Raw genomic sequence first — 16,156 nt, 5'->3', positions numbered from 1 at the left:
AAGGGACAACCATGGAAGCCAGGGCCTCAGCGCGCTATGTGCGCGTCACGCCCATGAAGGCCCGCCGGGTGGTGGACCTTGTTCGTGGCATGAACGCCACGGAGGCTCAGGCGGTCCTGCGTTTCGCCCCGCAGGCCGCGAGCGTGCCGGTGGGCAAGGTGCTGGACAGCGCCATCGCCAACGCCGCGCACAACTACGACCACACGGACGTCGACAGCCTCTACATCTCCGAGGCCTACGTCGACGAGGGTCCGACCCTGAAGCGGTTCCGGCCGCGTGCCCAGGGCCGTGCCTACCGGATCCGTAAGCGGACGAGCCACATCACCGTGGTCGTGAGCAGCAAGGAAGGAACCCGGTAATGGGCCAGAAGGTAAACCCGCACGGGTTCCGGCTCGGCGTCACCACCGACTTCAAGTCGCGGTGGTACGCCGACAAGCTCTACAAGGACTACGTCAAGGAAGACGTCTCGATCCGCCGCATGCTCACTCAGGGCATGGAGCGGGCGGGCATCTCCAAGGTGGAGATCGAGCGCACGCGTGACCGCGTCCGTGTCGACGTCCACACCGCCCGTCCGGGCATCGTCATCGGCCGCCGCGGCGCCGAGGCGGACCGGCTGCGCGGCAACCTGGAGAAGCTCACCGGCAAGCAGATCCAGTTCAACATCCTCGAGGTGAAGAACCCCGAGACGGACGCGCAGCTCGTGGCCCAGGCGGTCGCCGAGCAGCTGTCCTCCCGGGTCTCCTTCCGCCGCGCCATGCGCAAGAGCATGCAGACGGCGATGAAGGCCGGTGCCAAGGGCATCAAGATCCAGTGCGGCGGCCGTCTCGGCGGTGCCGAGATGTCGCGCTCGGAGTTCTACCGCGAGGGCCGGGTCCCGCTGCACACGCTGCGCGCCAACGTCGACTACGGCTTCTTCGAGGCCCGTACGACCTTCGGCCGCATCGGTGTGAAGGTGTGGATCTACAAGGGCGACGTCAAGAACATCGCCGAGGTGCGCGCCGAGAACGCCGCGGCCCGTGCGGGCAACCGCCCGTCGCGCGGTGGCGGCAACGACCGTCCCCGCGGTCGGGGCGGCGAGCGCCGCGGCCGTAAGCCGCAGGGGCAGGGCCAGGGTGCCGAGACTCCCAAGCCGGAGTCCGTGACGCCCGCCGCCGCCGCGGCCGAGCCGAGCGCTTCAGGAAAGGAGAGCTGACCCATGCTGATCCCGCGCAGGGTCAAGCACCGCAAGCAGCACCACCCGAAGCGCACGGGTATGGCCAAGGGCGGTACCGAGGTCGCGTTCGGTGAGTACGGCATCCAGGCTGTGACCGGTGCCTACGTGACGAACCGGCAGATCGAGGCCGCTCGTATCTCCATGACCCGTCACATCAAGCGTGGCGGCAAGGTGTGGATCAACATCTACCCGGACCGTCCGCTGACCAAGAAGCCCGCCGAGACCCGCATGGGTTCCGGTAAGGGTTCGCCGGAGTGGTGGGTCGCGAACGTCAAGCCGGGGCGCGTGATGTTCGAGCTGTCCTACCCGAACGAGAAGATTGCTCGTGAGGCGCTCACCCGCGCTGCTCACAAGCTTCCGATGAAGTGCCGCATCGTGCGGCGCGAGGCAGGTGACGCGTGATGGCGGCCGGAACCAAGGCGTCCGAGCTGCGCGAGCTGGGCGACGAGGAGCTTGTCTCCAAGCTCCGCGAAGCCAAGGAAGAGCTGTTCAACCTCCGCTTCCAGGCGGCGACCGGGCAGCTCGAGAACCACGGCCGGCTCAAGGCCGTCCGCAAGGACATCGCCCGGATCTACACCCTGATGCGTGAGCGCGAGCTGGGCATCGAGACGGTGGAGAGCGCCTGATGAGCGAGACGAATGTGACCCAGAAGAACACTGAGCGCGGCTTCCGCAAGACCCGGCAGGGTCTTGTCGTCAGCGACAAGATGGACAAGACCGTTGTCGTCGCCGTCGAGGACCGCGTCACGCACGCGCTGTACGGCAAGGTCATCCGCCGTACCAACAAGCTCAAGGCGCACGACGAGCAGAACGCTGCCGGTGTCGGCGACCGTGTCCTCCTGATGGAGACCCGGCCGCTGTCCGCCACCAAGCGCTGGCGCATCGTCGAGATCCTCGAGAAGGCCAAGTAACTCCTTCGAGCCCGTCCTGGGCTCAAAGGTTCGTTCCGCCAGGCTCGGCAGGGATCGTCAGATCCCTGCCGGGAACCGGCAGACATACAGGAGATAGACGTGATCCAGCAGGAGTCCCGGCTTCGCGTCGCCGACAACACGGGTGCGAAGGAGATTCTCACCATCCGTGTGCTCGGCGGTTCGGGCCGGCGCTACGCGGGCATCGGTGACGTCGTCGTCGCTACCGTCAAGGACGCGATCCCCGGCGGGAACGTGAAGAAGGGCGACATCGTCAAGGCCGTCATCGTGCGCACCGTCAAGGAGCGCCGCCGCCCGGACGGCTCGTACATCCGGTTCGACGAAAACGCCGCCGTCATTCTCAAGAACGACGGCGACCCTCGCGGCACCCGCATCTTCGGCCCGGTGGGCCGCGAGCTGCGCGAGAAGAAGTTCATGAAGATCATCTCGCTCGCGCCGGAGGTGCTGTGACCATGAAGATCAAGAAGGGCGACCTGGTTCAGGTCATCACCGGTAAGGACAAGGGCAAGCAGGGCAAGGTCATCGTGGCCTACCCCCGCGAGGACCGGGTCCTGGTCGAGGGTGTCAACCGGGTCAAGAAGCACACGAAGGCCGGTCAGACGGCCCGCGGTTCGAAGACCGGCGGCATCGTGACCACCGAGGCCCCGATCCACGTCAGCAACGTTCAGCTGGTCGTGGAGAAGGACGGCAAGAAGGTCGTGACCCGCGTCGGGTACCGCTTCGACGATGACGGCAACAAGATCCGCGTTGCCAAGCGGACCGGTGAGGACATCTGATGACTGCCACCACCACCGAGGCCCCCCGCCTCAAGCAGCGCTACCGCGCCGAGATCCAGGGCAAGCTGCAGGACGAGTTCTCCTACGACAACGTCATGCGGATCCCCGGTCTGACCAAGATCGTGGTCAACATGGGTGTGGGCGACGCCGCCCGCGACTCCAAGCTGATCGAGGGTGCCATCAAGGACCTCGCCACGATCACCGGTCAGAAGCCCGCTGTCACCAAGGCCCGCAAGTCCATCGCGCAGTTCAAGCTGCGTGAGGGTCAGCCGATCGGCGCCCACGTGACGCTGCGCGGCGACCGGATGTGGGAGTTCCTGGACCGCCTGCTGTCCCTCGCACTGCCGCGTATCCGCGACTTCCGCGGTCTGTCGCCCAAGCAGTTCGACGGTCGGGGCAACTACACCTTCGGTCTCACGGAGCAGGTCATGTTCCACGAGATCGACCAGGACAAGATCGACCGGGTCCGGGGCATGGACATCACCGTGGTCACCACGGCGACCAACGACGACGAGGGCCGGGCCCTGCTTCGTCACCTCGGCTTCCCGTTCAAGGAGAACTGATCATGGCGAAGAAGGCTCTGATCTCGAAGGCCAGCCGGAAGCCGAAGTTCTCGGTGCGTGCTTACACACGCTGCCAGCGCTGCGGCCGTCCGCACTCCGTCTACCGCAAGTTCGGCCTGTGCCGCGTGTGCCTTCGCCAGATGGCGCACCGTGGCGAGCTGCCGGGCGTGACCAAGAGCTCCTGGTAATCCCACCCTCCCGGCGACCGCCGGGAGGTGCCCCCATCCGACCGACGCTCCGCAGGGGCATACGTCGGACGGCGGGAATTTGGGACCAACCAGGACTCTCGGTAAGCTGAAAAGTCGCTTACTACGCCGTAGGTCCCCCGCGACGCACCCGTCCTGTCGTCGGCCGCAAGGCCGGCGGACGGGGAGAGGGACGACGCATACAGGGAAACCCCGGCGAGAGAGGCCGAAGGCCATCACATGACCATGACCGATCCCATCGCAGACATGCTGACGCGTCTGCGTAACGCGAACTCGGCGTACCACGACACCGTGGAGATGCCGCACAGCAAGATCAAGTCGCACATCGCGGAGATCCTCCAGCAGGAGGGCTACATCACCGGCTGGAAGACCGAGGACGCCAAGGTCGGCAAGAACCTCGTTCTCGAGCTGAAGTTCGGCCCGAACCGCGAGCGCTCGATCGCCGGCATCAAGCGGATCTCGAAGCCGGGTCTGCGGGTCTACGCAAAGTCCACCAATCTGCCGAAGGTGCTCGGCGGCCTGGGCGTGGCGATCATCTCCACGTCGCACGGTCTCCTCACCGACAAGCAGGCCAGCAAGAAGGGTGTGGGCGGGGAAGTCCTCGCCTACGTCTGGTAACGGAAGGGAACGGAGGTAAAGCAATGTCGCGTATCGGCAAGCTCCCCATCCAGGTTCCCGCCGGTGTGGACGTCACCATCGATGGCCAGACGGTCGCGGTGAAGGGCCCCAAGGGCTCGCTCTCGCACACCGTTGCCGCGCCCATCGAGATCGCCAAGGGCGAGGACGGCGCGCTCGTCGTCACCCGTCCGAACGACGAGAGCCGGAACAGGGCCCTGCACGGTCTGTCCCGCACGCTGGTGGCGAACATGATCACTGGCGTGACCACCGGGTTCAGCAAGAACCTTGAGATCAGCGGTGTCGGCTACCGGGTCCAGGCCAAGGGCTCCGACCTGGAGTTCTCGCTGGGCTACAGCCACCCGATCCTGGTGGAGGCCCCCGAGGGGATCTCCTTCAAGGTCGACTCCCCGACCAAGTTCACGGTCGAGGGCATCGACAAGCAGCGGGTCGGCGAGGTCGCCGCGAAGATCCGCAAGCTGCGCAAGCCCGACCCCTACAAGGCCAAGGGCGTGAAGTACGCGGGCGAGGTCATCCGCCGCAAGGTCGGAAAGGCTGGTAAGTAAGCCATGGCATACGGCGTGAAGATCGCCAAGGGCGACGCCTACAAGCGCACCGCTACCAAGCGCCGTCACATCCGGATCCGCAAGAAGGTCTCGGGCACCCCCGAGCGCCCCCGTCTTGTGGTGACGCGCACCAACCGTGGGATCACCGCACAGGTGATCGACGACATCGCGGGCCACACGCTGGCCTCGGCGTCGCACCTGGACGGTTCGGTCCGCGGCGCTGAGGGTGACAAGAGCGCCCAGGCCAAGCAGGTCGGCGCACTGGTCGCCGAGCGCGCCAAGGCCGCGGGTGTCGAGGCCGTCGTGTTCGACCGCGGTGGCAACAAGTACGCAGGGCGGATTGCCGCTCTGGCTGACGCCGCCCGCGAGGCCGGGCTCAAGTTCTGAGCCCCGGTTCCGTGAGCTAGCGGACAAAGAGAGAGGTAATTCCAATGGCTGGACCCCAGCGCCGCGGTGGCGGCGCCGGTGGCGGCGAGCGGCGGGACCGTAAGGGCCGGGACGGCGGCGCTGCCGCCGAGAAGACCGCGTATGTCGAGCGTGTTGTCGCCATCAACCGCGTCGCCAAGGTTGTGAAGGGTGGTCGTCGCTTCAGCTTCACCGCGCTGGTCGTGGTGGGCGACGGTGACGGCACCGTGGGTGTCGGATACGGCAAGGCCAAGGAGGTGCCGGCCGCCATCGCCAAGGGCGTTGAGGAGGCCAAGAAGCACTTCTTCAAGGTCCCGCGTATCCAGGGCACCATTCCGCACCCGATCCAGGGTGAGGAGGCAGCGGGTGTCGTGCTGCTCAAGCCGGCCTCGCCCGGTACCGGTGTGATCGCCGGTGGCCCGGTGCGTGCCGTGCTGGAGTGCGCGGGCATCCACGACGTGCTCAGCAAGTCGCTCGGCTCGTCGAACCCGATCAACATCGTGCACGCCACGCGTGCGGCTCTGCAGGGGCTTCAGCGTCCCGAGGAGATCGCCGCCCGTCGTGGTCTGCCGCTCGAGGACGTGGCCCCCGCCGCTCTGCTGCGGGCGCGTGCAGGGGTGAGCGCGTAATGGCTCGCCTGAAGATCACGCAGACCCGTTCCGTTATCGGGACCAAGCAGAACCACCGTGACACGCTGCGGACCCTCGGTCTCAAGCGCGTCAACGATGTGGCCGTCCGCGAGGCCAGCGACGTCGTTCGCGGTCAGGTGCACGCCGTGCGCCACCTCGTGACGGTCGAGGAGGTCGACTGAGATGGCGGACGACAACCCGCTGAAGGTCCACAACCTCCGTCCTGCCCCGGGCGCCAAGACCGCCAAGACCCGTGTGGGTCGTGGTGAGGCGTCCAAGGGCAAGACCGCGGGTCGTGGCACCAAGGGCACCAAGGCCCGGTACCAGGTTCCGGAGCGCTTCGAGGGTGGGCAGATGCCGCTGCACATGCGGCTGCCCAAGCTCAAGGGCTTCAACAACCCCGCCCACAAGCAGTTCCAGGTCGTCAACCTGGAGAAGCTGGCCGCGCTCTACCCGCAGGGTGGCGAGGTCACGGTGGCCGATCTGGTCGCCAAGGGCGCTGTGCGCAAGAACGAGCTGGTCAAGGTGCTCGGTGACGGCGACATCTCGGTGGCGCTGACGGTGACCGTCGACAAGGTCTCCGGCTCCGCCAAGGAGAAGATCACCGCTGCCGGCGGCACCGTCACCGAACTTCTCTGAGTTCGTTGATCAGGTGAACGACAGGCCGGGGATGTCCCAACGGGACATCCCCGGTTGGTCGTTTGCACAGCTGGTCGTTTCTCGGTGGTGCGGTCGCCGGTAAGGTGGCCACCACTTGATAACTGTCGATCCTCAAGACCGTCACCTCTCGCGCAGTAGATCGCGGGGGGCGCAGGAGGCACCGTGCTCACCGCGTTCGCCCGGGCGTTCCAGACGCCCGACCTGCGCAAGAAGCTGCTCTTCACGCTCGGCATCATGGTGCTCTTCCGTATCGGAGCGCACGTTCCCGTGCCGGGCGTCAGCTACGAGAACGTCCAAGCCTGTATGGACGAGGCCAAGGGCGCGCAGGGCCTGTTCGGCCTGGTCAACATGTTCAGCGGCGGGGCGCTGCTGCAGATCACCATCTTCGCGCTCGGGATCATGCCGTACATCACGGCGAGCATCATCCTGCAGCTGCTGGTCGTGGTCATTCCGCGCCTCGAAGCCCTGAAGAAGGAGGGGCAGGCAGGACAGGCGAAGATCACGCAGTACACGCGCTATCTGACCATCGCCCTCGCCATCCTCCAGGCGACCGGCCTGGTGGCCACCGCGCGCAGCGGCAGCCTTTTCCAGAACTGCAGCGTCGCCAGCCAGATCATCCCGGACCAGTCGATCTTCGCCACCATGGTGATGGTCATCACCATGACGGCGGGCACCGGTCTGATCATGTGGCTGGGTGAGCTGATCACCGACCGCGGTATCGGCAACGGCATGTCGATCCTGATGTTCGTCTCCATCGCCGCCGGCTTCCCCGGCGCGCTGTGGGCGATCAAGAAGCAGGGCAAGCTGGCGGACGGCTGGATCGAGTTCGGCGCCGTCATCCTCTGCGGACTGGCGATGGTCGCCCTCGTGGTCTTCGTCGAGCAGGCGCAGCGCCGTATTCCGGTGCAGTACGCGAAGCGGATGATCGGCCGACGGAGTTACGGCGGAACCTCGACCTACATTCCGCTCAAGGTCAATCAGGCGGGTGTGATTCCCGTCATCTTCGCCTCGTCGCTGCTCTACATTCCCGCCCTGATCGTCCAGTTCAGTGGCTCCCAAGCAGGCTGGGCGCAGTGGATTCAGGAGCACTTCGTGAAGGGGGATCACCCTCTCTACATTGCGACCTATTTCCTGCTGATCGTCTTCTTCGCGTTCTTCTACGTCGCCATCTCCTTCAACCCCGAAGAAGTTGCTGACAACATGAAGAAGTATGGTGGCTTCATCCCGGGCATCCGGGCTGGTCGTCCCACCGCGGAGTACCTGAGCTACGTGCTGAACCGCATCACGTGGCCCGGCTCTCTGTACCTGGGTCTGATCGCACTGGTGCCGACCGTCGCGCTGATCATGTTCAACGCCAACCAGAACTTCCCGTTCGGCGGAACGAGCATCCTGATCATCGTGGGCGTCGGTCTCGAAACCGTGAAGCAGATCGAGAGCCAGCTTCAGCAGCGCCATTACGAAGGGTTCCTCCGCTGATGCGTATCGTCCTCGTCGGGCCCCCTGGTGCGGGCAAGGGAACACAGGCGGCGTTCCTCGCCAAGAACCTCGCGATCCCCCATGTAGCCACCGGCGACCTGTTCCGCGCCAACATCAGCCAGGGCACCCCGCTCGGGCAGAAGGCGCAGGAGTACATGCGGGCCGGCCAGCTGGTACCCGACGAGGTCACCATCGGGATGGCCAAGAGCCGGCTGGAGGAGCCGGACGCCGCGGCAGGCTTCCTGCTCGACGGCTTCCCGCGGAACATCGCCCAGGCCCAGGCGCTGGACGGCTATCTGGACGAGACCGGCCAGAAGCTGGACGCGGTGCTCGACCTGGAGGTCCCCGAGAACGAGGTCGTCAAGCGGATCGCCGGACGGCGCATCTGCCGCAACGACAGCAGCCACGTCTTCCACGTCGAGTACAGCCCGGCCAAGACCGAGGGCGTCTGCGACGTGTGCGGCGGCGAGCTCTACCAGCGCGAGGACGACCGCGAGGAGACCGTGCGCAAGCGGCTGGAGGTCTACCACAGCGAGACCGAGCCGATCATCGACCACTACAAGGCGCAGGGGCTCGTGACCACCATCTCCGCGCTGGGTGCGGTCAGCGAGGTCACCGAGCGCGCGATGCGCGCCCTGGAGCGCGACTGACCGAACGCGGTGGTGCGGCCCTCGTTGATGCGGCCGGACCCTGTGGCGCGGTGGCTGCCCTCCCCCCCATGCTCCGCACGGGAGGCGCCCCCAGGCGGCCGTACAAGGTTCCAGGAGGGGCCGGGCTGAAGCCCGGCCCCTCCTCGCATACCAGGGGCGGTGCCCCTCAGGGGCGCGGGTCTGTGTCTGATATGCGGCTCCGCCGCGTGAGCGCGACCAGCCACACACGGCCCGCAGACGGCGCACACACAGCCCGCAGGCCGCGGACGGCGGTCAGGGCAGCCCCTGATCGGGATCTGCCCGGCCGGAGAGGGGCGGCCCTCAGGGGCGGGGCCCGCCGCGGGGGCTGGCAGACTGGTGGGGTACCCAGTCAGTGGCGAGGCCCGAGCGGCCAGCGGAGAGGCGGACGTCGGCATGGGTCGAGATCAAGACCCCGGAGCAGATCGCGAAGATGCGCGAGGCGGGGCTTGTCGTCGCCGCCATGCACGAGGCGTGCGCCGAGGCCGCCGTGCCGGGCGCCACGACCAAGGACCTGGACGAGGTCGCGGCGAAGGTGCTGGCCGACCACGGGGCGAAGCCGAACTTTCTGGGGTACGGCGGCTTCCCCGGCAACATCTGCACGTCGGTCAACGACGTCGTGGTGCACGGCATCCCCAGCAAGGACACCGTCCTCAAGGCCGGTGACCTGCTCTCCATCGACGCCGGCGCCATCATCGACGGCTGGCACGGGGACGCGGCGCTGACAGTCTTCGTGGGCGAGGGCCACTCGGCGGAGCTGCGGGAGCTCAGCCGGGTGACCCAGGAGTCCATGTGGGCCGGGATCGCCGCCATGCGCAAGGGCAACCGGCTGGTCGACATCTCCAAGGCGATCGAGAGCTACATCCGGCGGCAGCCGCGCCCGGCGGGCGGCAAGTACGGGATCATCGAGGACTACGGCGGCCACGGCATCGGCTCCCAGATGCACATGGACCCCCACCTGCTGAACTACGTCGAGCGGCGGCGGGGCAAGGGCCCGAAGCTGGTGCCGGGGATGTGCCTGGCCATCGAGCCGATGGTGAGCCTGGGGACGCCTCGTACGCACGTTCTGTCGGACGAGTGGACGGTCAAGACGAACGACGGCACCTGGTCCTCCCACTGGGAGCACTCCGTCGCACTGACCGAGCAGGGGCCGCTGGTGCTGACCGCACGGGACGGCGGTCGCGCCAAGCTCGCCGAGCTCGGCATCGAGGCCGCCCCGGACCCGCTGGGCTGAATCGGTCCTTCGATCCCGAGCCCCGCGGATTAACCCCGTCGCGCAACGGGGAGACTCCCCGATTCGTCTATTCGGGGAGCGGTGTCGTAGACTGGCTCGTCGGCCCAGGTGTACCCCTATGCCTCGGGCCTCCCAGGTAGCCGATCCCGGAAGGTGAAGCGCTCAAGCATGGCCAAAAAACAAGGGGCCATCGAGATCGAGGGCACCGTCGTCGAGTCTCTCCCGAACGCGATGTTCAAGGTTGAGCTCCAGAACGGGCACCAGGTCCTCGCGCACATCAGCGGCAAGATGCGGATGCACTACATCCGTATCCTTCCCGACGACCGGGTCGTGGTGGAGCTGTCTCCCTACGACCTGACGCGCGGACGGATCGTCTACCGCTACAAGTAGATCGACAGATCGTGCCGCTTCCCGCTCCCGTGGGGAGATGGCCAGACCCGGAGAACCTCACACCATGAAGGTCAAGCCGAGCGTCAAGAAGATCTGCGACAAGTGCAAAGTGATCCGCCGCCACGGTCGGGTCATGGTCATTTGCGACAACCTGCGCCACAAGCAGCGCCAGGGCTGACTTAACGACCTGCCTTTCGCAGTTCCTTCGCGCGACGCGAGCAACAGTCACATAAGCAGGGCCCGACACCGGTGACGGTGTCGACACCCCCGGTCGGAGGCCGGGGACCCTCCCTCAAGCTCTTCGAACAGGGGATACCCCCGGTCGAAAGGCATGGAGGGATCGGCACTGCTGCAGACCTCCGACGGAATCATCAGGAGCCACATCCATGGCACGCCTCGCTGGCGTCGACCTCCCGCGCGAGAAGCGCGTCGAGGTCGCCCTCACCTACGTCTTCGGCATCGGCCGCACCCTTGCCCAGCAGACCCTGCGCGAGACCGGGGTCAACCCGGACACCCGCGTCCGGGACCTGGGCGAGGAGGAGATGGTCAAGCTCCGCGAGTACGTGGACAACAACCTTCGGGTCGAGGGTGACCTCCGCCGTGAGATCCAGGCCGACATCCGCCGCAAGGTGGAGATCGGCTGCTACGAGGGTCTGCGCCACCGGCGCGGTCTCCCGGTCCACGGCCAGCGCACCAAGACCAACGCCCGCACCCGTAAGGGCCCGCGTCGCGCCATCGCCGGCAAGAAGAAGCCGGGCAAGAAGTAGTCCGCACCGGACACGCTGCAAGCGGTCCGCGTTGTAGGACCGACCACCTCACGGGAGTTATCTCTATATGCCTCCGAAGGGCCGTACGGCCGGCGCCAAGAAGGTGCGCCGCAAGGAGAAGAAGAACGTCGCCCACGGGCACGCTCACATCAAGAGCACGTTCAACAACACCATCGTTTCGATCACCGACCCCACCGGCAATGTGATCTCCTGGGCCTCCGCCGGCCACGTCGGCTTCAAGGGCTCGCGGAAGTCGACGCCGTTCGCCGCGCAGATGGCCGCCGAGAACGCGGCGCGCCGCGCGCAGGAGCACGGCATGCGGAAGGTGGACGTCTTCGTCAAGGGTCCCGGCTCCGGCCGTGAGACCGCGATCCGCTCCCTCCAGGCCACCGGCCTCGAGGTCGGGTCCATCCAGGACGTCACCCCCACCCCGCACAACGGCTGCCGCCCGCCGAAGCGTCGCCGGGTCTGAGAACTGAAGTAGGAGATCACCACACATGGCGCGTTACACCGGGGCCGACTGCAAGCGTTGCCGTCGGGAGAAGCAGAAGCTCTTCCTCAAGGGAGCTAAGTGCGAGAGCGCGAAGTGCCCGATCGAGATCCGTCCTTACCCCCCGGGTGAGCACGGGCGCGGGCGCACCAAGGACTCCGAGTACCTGCTGCAGAAGCGCGAGAAGCAGAAGGCCGCCCGTATCTACGGCGTGCTGGAGAAGCAGTTCCGCGGGTACTTCAACGAGGCCAACCGCCAGCAGGGCAAGACGGGTGAAAACCTGCTGCGCATTCTGGAGACCCGTCTGGACAACGTCGTGTACCGGGCCGGCTTCGCCAAGTCCCGTGACCACGCACGTCAGCTGGTCAAGCACGGCCACATCGCGCTGAACGGTCGCAAGACCGACATCCCCTCGGCGCGGGTGTCCGTCAACGACATCGTCGAGGTCCGCGAGGGCTCCCGTAACCTGACCCCCTTCCAGGTGGCAGCTGCGGAGGCCGGCGACAAGACGGTCCCGGCCTGGCTGGAGGCCATCCCGTCGAAGATGCGGATTCTCGTCCACTCGATGCCCGAGCGCCAGGTGATCGACACCCAGGTGCAGGAGCAGCTGATCGTCGAGCTGTACTCGAAGTAGTCCGGCTCTTGCTCCGGTGCCTGGCCTGCGGCCGTGCTGTGTGTGCGGCTTGGGGCCCGGGGATGATTCCCCGGGGGTGGGCAGCATCGACACCCAGGTGCAGGAGCAGTTGATCGTCGAGCTGTACTCGAAGTAATCGAGGTGGCTGATCGTCGGGCTGTACTCGAAGTGATCGAGTGCGTGCTCAAGAGGGGTACGGGGCGGTCTCGGCTGTGTTTCGGCCGGGCCGCCCGTACCCTTGCAGTACCGGCATCAAATAGCGGTTGCCGAAATCTGGAGGAAAACATCTCATGCTGATCGCTCAGCGTCCTTCCCTGACCGAAGAGGTCGTCGACGAGTTCCGCTCCCGGTTCGTGATCGAACCGCTGGAGCCGGGGTTCGGCTACACCCTCGGTAACTCCCTGCGTCGTACGCTCCTCTCCTCGATCCCCGGCGCTGCTGTGACCAGCATCCGGATCGACGGTGTCCTGCACGAGTTCTCGACCGTGCCGGGCGTCAAGGAGGACGTCACCGACCTGATCCTCAACATCAAGTCCCTCGTCGTCTCCTCCGAGCACGACGAGCCGGTCGTGATGTACCTGCGCAAGCAGGGGCCGGGCCTGGTCACCGCCGCGGACATCGCTCCGCCGGCCGGTGTCGAGGTGCACAACCCGGACCTGATCCTGGCCACCCTGAACGGCAAGGGCAAGCTGGAGATGGAGCTGACCGTCGAGCGCGGTCGCGGCTACGTCTCCGCCGTGCAGAACAAGCAGGTGGGCCAGGAGATCGGCCGGATTCCGGTCGACTCCATCTACTCGCCGGTCCTCAAGGTCACCTACAAGGTCGAGGCGACCCGTGTCGAGCAGCGCACCGACTTCGACAAGCTGATCGTCGACGTCGAGACCAAGCAGGCCATGCGCCCCCGTGACGCCATGGCCTCCGCGGGCAAGACGCTGGTCGAGCTGTTCGGCCTGGCGCGCGAGCTCAACGTCGACGCCGAGGGCATCGACATGGGCCCGTCGCCGACGGACGCCGCGCTCGCGGCCGACCTGGCGCTGCCGATCGAGGAGCTGGAGCTGACGGTCCGCTCCTACAACTGCCTCAAGCGCGAGGGCATCCACTCGGTGGGCGAGCTCGTGGCCCGCTCCGAGGCTGACCTGCTGGACATCCGTAACTTCGGTGCGAAGTCCATCGACGAGGTCAAGGCGAAGCTGGCCGGTATGGGCCTGGCCCTCAAGGACAGCCCGCCCGGATTCGACCCGACCGCCGCCGCGGACGCCTTCGGCGCCGACGACGACGCGGACGCGGGTTTTGTGGAGACCGAGCAGTACTGAGCGTCTGCCCCGTACTGCTGTCGGGGAGCTGCGGGTCGGCTGTGGCTGGTCGCGCAGTTCCCCGCGCCCCTTCGGGGCACCCCCCCCCGCGCCCCTGACGGGGCGCGGGTCCGTATCCCCGGTACCTGATACGGCCGGGACTGCCGCCGGTTCCTGACACGGCCGGTGCAGTGACAACGAAGGAGAGACACCATGCCGAAGCCCACCAAGGGTCCCCGTCTGGGCGGCAGCGCCGCGCACCAGAAGGCGATGCTGGGCAACCTGGCGACCGCGCTGTTCGAGCACGGCCGCATCACGACGACCGAGGCGAAGGCCCGCCGCCTGCGTCCGGTCGCCGAGCGCCTGATCACCAAGGCGAAGAAGGGCGACCTTCACAACCGTCGCCAGGTCATGCGCACGATCCTGGACAAGAGCGTCGTCCACACGCTCTTCACCGAGATCGGCCCCCGCTACGAGAACCGTCCCGGTGGCTACACCCGCATCACCAAGATCGGCCCGCGTCGTGGCGACAACGCCCCGATGGCGGTCATCGAGCTGGTGGAGCCGCTGACGGTGCAGCAGGAGGCGGTCGGCGAGGCCGAGGCCGCCACCAAGCGTTCCGCGAAGGACGCCGCCGGTGACGAGGCCGTCGCGGACCTGAAGAAGGAGTCGGCGGACGCCGAGGCCGAGGGCGAGTCCAAGGACGCCTGACACCCCGGACGGCTGACGTACGGGTGGGCCCGTTCCCCTGGTGGGGGCGGGCCCACTCGTCGTTCACGGGCCGGAGCGGAATGAGAGGATCGGACGGTGAGTGACACCGTGAGTGACGTGGTGCGGATTCGGTTGGACCTGGCCTACGACGGGCGGCAGTTCTCCGGGTGGGCGCGGCAGCGCGGGCAGCGGACGGTCCAGGAGGAGATCGAGGACGCGCTGCGCGTCGTCCTGCGGCAGGAGGTGACGCCGGAGCTGACCGTCGCCGGGCGTACTGACGCGGGGGTGCACGCGCGCGGCCAGGTGGCGCACGTCGATCTGCCGGCCGGGGTGTGGGCCGTGCACGGTGAGCATCTGCTGCGCCGCCTCGCGGGCCGGTTGCCGATGGACGTGCGGGTGTGGCGGCTGAGCGAGGCGCCCCCGCACTTCGACGCGCGCTTCTCGGCGGTCTGGCGCCGCTACGCGTACCGCGTGACCGACCACCCGGGCGGCGTCGATCCGCTGCTGCGCGGCCATGTGCTGTGGCACAACTGGCCGCTGGACCTCGACGCCATGAACGAGGCGGCCCGGGGGCTGCTGGGGGAGCACGACTTCGCCGCGTACTGCAAGAAGCGCGAGGGCGCCACGACCATCCGTACGCTGCAGCGGCTGGAGTGGGTGCGCCGCCCGGACGGCGTGCTGGAGGCGACGGTGCAGGCGGACGCGTTCTGCCACAACATGGTCCGCTCCCTGGTGGGCGCCATGCTCTTCGTCGGCGACGGCCACCGCCCCGCCGAGTGGCCCGCCAAGGTGCTCGCGGCGGGCGTACGGGACTCGGCCGTGCATGTCGTACGCCCGCACGGTCTCACCCTGGAAGAGGTCGCCTACCCCGCGGACTCCGAACTGGAGGCCCGCAAGCGGGCCTCCCGCAACAAGCGAACGCTGCCGACCCTGCCGTCGGGCGGCGGCGCAGACGCGGGCTGCTGCTGAGCGAACGGTCCCCGCTCAGCCGTCCTGGCCGGCCTTCGGGGAACCGCCCTCCGGGGACTTCGCGGCCGCCTCCGACTGGTCCTTGCCGCGCTTGAGGACCCGGGCGTAGGCGTAGTTGGAGCCGTCGAGGGCGGCCTGCTGGGCCTTTGTGTCGTTTGCGTCGGAGGGTTGGCCGTTGGTGCGGCCGGCGATGGTGAAGTAGGCGTAGCGGCCGAGTGAGTTGGCCGTGGTGCGGCAGGTGACCGTGCGGCAGAAGTCGGGGACGCCGCCGCCGGGGAGCGCGACCAGGTTGGGCTGGTACTCCTTCTTGACCTTCTCGGCGGTCTTGGCGTCCTTGAAGGCGGCGATGCCGACGGTGACGGCGAGGCCCTTGTTGGTGTAGGTGGCGCGGTAGAGGGCGGTGCAGTTGTTGCGGGTCAGCACCGGGCCCAGGCCCGCATGGGCGGCCTCGGCGCAGTTCTTGCTGGTGGCCGTCTTGGTGAGCTTGTAGGACCGGCCGTTGATGGTGACACGCTGGGTCGGATACAGCGTCTTGGCGCTGAGCGGCGCCTTGTCCCGCTTGACGTCGGAGATGAAGTCCCTGGGCGGCGGCGGGGGCGGCGGCTGGTCCTTGAAGGTCGGCTTCGGATCGTCGGAGGAGGGCACGTCCTCCTCGGCGGGCAGGGACTCGGAGGGCTTGTCGGAGGCGCCCTGCGAGCCGTCCTCGTTGACGACGGCCACCGCGACGATGCCCGCGACGGCGGCGGTCGCCAGCGCTCCGCCGCCCGCCATCAGCCAACGGCGGCGCCGGGCGCGGCCGCGTTCGGCCTGTTCCGCGAGCGCCGCCCAGTCGGGTGCCGAGCCGCCGGGGTCGCCACCGGAGTTCCAGTCGGGTCCGCCTTGGGAACCCCACCCGGGTCCCCCCTGCCCAAAGCTCATGGACGCATCTTATTGCGCGCGATATTCGCTTGGTTCGGGCGTGGTC

At 67.5% G+C, this 16,156-nt stretch carries 27 protein-coding genes; 26 read left to right on the top strand and 1 reads right to left on the bottom strand.

Features of this window, described 5'->3' with window-relative positions; all coding sequences use genetic code 11:
* Positions 1–11 precede the first annotated feature (11 nt).
* The 26 genes from rplV to truA all read left to right on the top strand — a co-directional run bounded on the left by rplV (position 12) and on the right by truA (position 15,192).
* Complete coding sequence (gene rplV, locus KBY19_RS15885; protein ID WP_099883475.1) at positions 12–359, top strand: 50S ribosomal protein L22; 348 nt, start codon at positions 12–14, stop codon at positions 357–359.
* Positions 359–1,192 (top strand): 30S ribosomal protein S3, encoded by an 834-nt coding sequence (gene rpsC / locus KBY19_RS15880; RefSeq protein ID WP_099883476.1) that lies wholly within the window; start codon positions 359–361, stop codon positions 1,190–1,192. The genes rplV and rpsC overlap by 1 nt, the downstream gene beginning before the upstream one ends.
* 3 nt (positions 1,193–1,195) lie before the next feature.
* Complete coding sequence (rplP, locus tag KBY19_RS15875) at positions 1,196–1,615, top strand: 50S ribosomal protein L16 (RefSeq protein WP_099883477.1); 420 nt, start codon at positions 1,196–1,198, stop codon at positions 1,613–1,615.
* Positions 1,615–1,839 carry a 50S ribosomal protein L29 gene (rpmC, locus tag KBY19_RS15870; protein WP_016473420.1) on the top strand — a complete coding sequence of 75 codons (225 nt, stop codon included), beginning with the start codon at positions 1,615–1,617 and terminating at the stop codon, positions 1,837–1,839. The genes rplP and rpmC overlap by 1 nt, the downstream gene beginning before the upstream one ends.
* Entirely contained in the window at positions 1,839–2,123 is a 285-nt protein-coding gene (gene rpsQ, locus KBY19_RS15865) for a 30S ribosomal protein S17 (RefSeq protein WP_099883478.1), read from the top strand. Before rpmC ends, rpsQ begins: the two co-directional genes overlap by 1 nt.
* A gap of 99 nt (positions 2,124–2,222) precedes the next feature.
* Entirely contained in the window at positions 2,223–2,591 is a 369-nt protein-coding gene (gene rplN / locus KBY19_RS15860; RefSeq protein WP_019354942.1) for a 50S ribosomal protein L14, read from the top strand.
* 2 nt (positions 2,592–2,593) lie between these two features.
* Entirely contained in the window at positions 2,594–2,917 is a 324-nt protein-coding gene (gene rplX / locus KBY19_RS15855) for a 50S ribosomal protein L24 (protein WP_099883479.1), read from the top strand.
* Positions 2,917–3,480 (top strand): 50S ribosomal protein L5, encoded by a 564-nt coding sequence (rplE, locus tag KBY19_RS15850; protein WP_099883480.1) that lies wholly within the window; start codon positions 2,917–2,919, stop codon positions 3,478–3,480. Before rplX ends, rplE begins: the two co-directional genes overlap by 1 nt.
* A 2-nt stretch (positions 3,481–3,482) precedes the next feature.
* Positions 3,483–3,668 carry a type Z 30S ribosomal protein S14 gene (locus KBY19_RS15845; RefSeq protein WP_027738922.1) on the top strand — a complete coding sequence of 62 codons (186 nt, stop codon included), beginning with the start codon at positions 3,483–3,485 and terminating at the stop codon, positions 3,666–3,668.
* A 237-nt stretch (positions 3,669–3,905) separates the two neighbouring features.
* Positions 3,906–4,304 (top strand): 30S ribosomal protein S8, encoded by a 399-nt coding sequence (gene rpsH, locus KBY19_RS15840; RefSeq protein WP_099883481.1) that lies wholly within the window; start codon positions 3,906–3,908, stop codon positions 4,302–4,304.
* A 23-nt stretch (positions 4,305–4,327) separates the two neighbouring features.
* Positions 4,328–4,867 carry a 50S ribosomal protein L6 gene (gene rplF, locus KBY19_RS15835; RefSeq protein WP_099883482.1) on the top strand — a complete coding sequence of 180 codons (540 nt, stop codon included), beginning with the start codon at positions 4,328–4,330 and terminating at the stop codon, positions 4,865–4,867.
* 3 nt (positions 4,868–4,870) lie between these two features.
* On the top strand, positions 4,871–5,254 hold the full coding sequence (gene rplR, locus KBY19_RS15830) for a 50S ribosomal protein L18 (protein WP_099883483.1): 384 nt from the start codon (positions 4,871–4,873) through the stop codon (positions 5,252–5,254).
* A gap of 44 nt (positions 5,255–5,298) precedes the next feature.
* Positions 5,299–5,901: a 30S ribosomal protein S5 gene (gene rpsE, locus KBY19_RS15825; RefSeq protein WP_055485893.1), complete on the top strand. Its 603-nt coding sequence runs from the start codon at positions 5,299–5,301 to the stop codon at positions 5,899–5,901.
* Positions 5,901–6,083, top strand: a complete 183-nt coding sequence (rpmD, locus tag KBY19_RS15820; protein ID WP_099883484.1) for a 50S ribosomal protein L30 — start codon at positions 5,901–5,903, stop codon at positions 6,081–6,083. Before rpsE ends, rpmD begins: the two co-directional genes overlap by 1 nt.
* 1 nt (position 6,084) lies before the next feature.
* On the top strand, positions 6,085–6,540 hold the full coding sequence (gene rplO / locus KBY19_RS15815; protein ID WP_099883485.1) for a 50S ribosomal protein L15: 456 nt from the start codon (positions 6,085–6,087) through the stop codon (positions 6,538–6,540).
* 183 nt (positions 6,541–6,723) lie between these two features.
* Positions 6,724–8,037: a preprotein translocase subunit SecY gene (gene secY, locus KBY19_RS15810; protein WP_099883486.1), complete on the top strand. Its 1,314-nt coding sequence runs from the start codon at positions 6,724–6,726 to the stop codon at positions 8,035–8,037.
* A complete protein-coding gene (locus tag KBY19_RS15805) occupies positions 8,037–8,687 on the top strand; it encodes an adenylate kinase (protein WP_099883487.1) in 651 nt (216 codons plus the stop codon). The genes secY and KBY19_RS15805 overlap by 1 nt, the downstream gene beginning before the upstream one ends.
* A 373-nt stretch (positions 8,688–9,060) precedes the next feature.
* Entirely contained in the window at positions 9,061–9,939 is an 879-nt protein-coding gene (gene map, locus KBY19_RS15800; RefSeq protein WP_307843518.1) for a type I methionyl aminopeptidase, read from the top strand.
* 168 nt (positions 9,940–10,107) lie between these two features.
* The gene (gene infA, locus KBY19_RS15795; protein ID WP_003948620.1) at positions 10,108–10,329 is read left to right on the top strand and encodes a translation initiation factor IF-1; all 222 of its coding nucleotides are present in this window, start codon (positions 10,108–10,110) and stop codon (positions 10,327–10,329) included.
* Positions 10,330–10,393: 64 nt separating this feature from the next.
* A complete protein-coding gene (rpmJ, locus tag KBY19_RS15790; protein WP_003956441.1) occupies positions 10,394–10,507 on the top strand; it encodes a 50S ribosomal protein L36 in 114 nt (37 codons plus the stop codon).
* A 208-nt stretch (positions 10,508–10,715) separates the two neighbouring features.
* Positions 10,716–11,096 carry a 30S ribosomal protein S13 gene (gene rpsM, locus KBY19_RS15785; protein WP_099883489.1) on the top strand — a complete coding sequence of 127 codons (381 nt, stop codon included), beginning with the start codon at positions 10,716–10,718 and terminating at the stop codon, positions 11,094–11,096.
* 67 nt (positions 11,097–11,163) lie between these two features.
* Positions 11,164–11,568 carry a 30S ribosomal protein S11 gene (gene rpsK / locus KBY19_RS15780; RefSeq protein ID WP_016473404.1) on the top strand — a complete coding sequence of 135 codons (405 nt, stop codon included), beginning with the start codon at positions 11,164–11,166 and terminating at the stop codon, positions 11,566–11,568.
* 25 nt (positions 11,569–11,593) lie between these two features.
* On the top strand, positions 11,594–12,220 hold the full coding sequence (gene rpsD / locus KBY19_RS15775; protein WP_185017899.1) for a 30S ribosomal protein S4: 627 nt from the start codon (positions 11,594–11,596) through the stop codon (positions 12,218–12,220).
* A gap of 290 nt (positions 12,221–12,510) precedes the next feature.
* A complete protein-coding gene (locus tag KBY19_RS15770; protein WP_099883490.1) occupies positions 12,511–13,533 on the top strand; it encodes a DNA-directed RNA polymerase subunit alpha in 1,023 nt (340 codons plus the stop codon).
* A gap of 192 nt (positions 13,534–13,725) precedes the next feature.
* Positions 13,726–14,223, top strand: coding sequence for a 50S ribosomal protein L17 (gene rplQ, locus KBY19_RS15765; protein WP_099883491.1), 498 nt, complete (start codon positions 13,726–13,728; stop codon positions 14,221–14,223).
* 96 nt (positions 14,224–14,319) lie between these two features.
* A complete protein-coding gene (gene truA / locus KBY19_RS15760) occupies positions 14,320–15,192 on the top strand; it encodes a tRNA pseudouridine(38-40) synthase TruA (protein ID WP_210965989.1) in 873 nt (290 codons plus the stop codon).
* Positions 15,193–15,207: 15 nt separating this feature from the next.
* Here truA and KBY19_RS15755 read toward each other — a convergent pair whose 3' ends face one another.
* Positions 15,208–16,110: a hypothetical protein gene (locus KBY19_RS15755; protein WP_185017901.1), complete on the bottom strand. Its 903-nt coding sequence runs from the start codon at positions 16,108–16,110 to the stop codon at positions 15,208–15,210.
* Between the last annotated feature and the right edge of the window lie 46 nt (positions 16,111–16,156).

The organism is Streptomyces sp. B15, assembly GCF_018070605.1.
Lineage (GTDB): Bacteria > Actinomycetota > Actinomycetes > Streptomycetales > Streptomycetaceae > Streptomyces > Streptomyces smyrnaeus.
The sequence above is the reverse complement of the archived record's forward strand: the minus strand, read 5'-3'. Positions and strand labels throughout refer to the sequence as shown.

Coding starts and splice junctions, on each gene's coding strand:
- rplV (WP_099883475.1), top strand. CDS start 12: ATGGAAGCCAGGGCCTCAGCGCGCTATGTGCGCGTCACGCCCATGAAG.
- rpsC (WP_099883476.1), top strand. CDS start 359: ATGGGCCAGAAGGTAAACCCGCACGGGTTCCGGCTCGGCGTCACCACC.
- rplP (WP_099883477.1), top strand. CDS start 1,196: ATGCTGATCCCGCGCAGGGTCAAGCACCGCAAGCAGCACCACCCGAAG.
- rpmC (WP_016473420.1), top strand. CDS start 1,615: ATGGCGGCCGGAACCAAGGCGTCCGAGCTGCGCGAGCTGGGCGACGAG.
- rpsQ (WP_099883478.1), top strand. CDS start 1,839: ATGAGCGAGACGAATGTGACCCAGAAGAACACTGAGCGCGGCTTCCGC.
- rplX (WP_099883479.1), top strand. CDS start 2,594: ATGAAGATCAAGAAGGGCGACCTGGTTCAGGTCATCACCGGTAAGGAC.
- rplE (WP_099883480.1), top strand. CDS start 2,917: ATGACTGCCACCACCACCGAGGCCCCCCGCCTCAAGCAGCGCTACCGC.
- KBY19_RS15845 (WP_027738922.1), top strand. CDS start 3,483: ATGGCGAAGAAGGCTCTGATCTCGAAGGCCAGCCGGAAGCCGAAGTTC.
- rpsH (WP_099883481.1), top strand. CDS start 3,906: ATGACCATGACCGATCCCATCGCAGACATGCTGACGCGTCTGCGTAAC.
- rplF (WP_099883482.1), top strand. CDS start 4,328: ATGTCGCGTATCGGCAAGCTCCCCATCCAGGTTCCCGCCGGTGTGGAC.
- rplR (WP_099883483.1), top strand. CDS start 4,871: ATGGCATACGGCGTGAAGATCGCCAAGGGCGACGCCTACAAGCGCACC.
- rpsE (WP_055485893.1), top strand. CDS start 5,299: ATGGCTGGACCCCAGCGCCGCGGTGGCGGCGCCGGTGGCGGCGAGCGG.
- rpmD (WP_099883484.1), top strand. CDS start 5,901: ATGGCTCGCCTGAAGATCACGCAGACCCGTTCCGTTATCGGGACCAAG.
- rplO (WP_099883485.1), top strand. CDS start 6,085: ATGGCGGACGACAACCCGCTGAAGGTCCACAACCTCCGTCCTGCCCCG.
- KBY19_RS15805 (WP_099883487.1), top strand. CDS start 8,037: ATGCGTATCGTCCTCGTCGGGCCCCCTGGTGCGGGCAAGGGAACACAG.
- infA (WP_003948620.1), top strand. CDS start 10,108: ATGGCCAAAAAACAAGGGGCCATCGAGATCGAGGGCACCGTCGTCGAG.
- rpmJ (WP_003956441.1), top strand. CDS start 10,394: ATGAAGGTCAAGCCGAGCGTCAAGAAGATCTGCGACAAGTGCAAAGTG.
- rpsM (WP_099883489.1), top strand. CDS start 10,716: ATGGCACGCCTCGCTGGCGTCGACCTCCCGCGCGAGAAGCGCGTCGAG.
- rpsK (WP_016473404.1), top strand. CDS start 11,164: ATGCCTCCGAAGGGCCGTACGGCCGGCGCCAAGAAGGTGCGCCGCAAG.
- rpsD (WP_185017899.1), top strand. CDS start 11,594: ATGGCGCGTTACACCGGGGCCGACTGCAAGCGTTGCCGTCGGGAGAAG.
- KBY19_RS15770 (WP_099883490.1), top strand. CDS start 12,511: ATGCTGATCGCTCAGCGTCCTTCCCTGACCGAAGAGGTCGTCGACGAG.
- rplQ (WP_099883491.1), top strand. CDS start 13,726: ATGCCGAAGCCCACCAAGGGTCCCCGTCTGGGCGGCAGCGCCGCGCAC.
- KBY19_RS15755 (WP_185017901.1), bottom strand. CDS start 16,110: ATGAGCTTTGGGCAGGGGGGACCCGGGTGGGGTTCCCAAGGCGGACCC.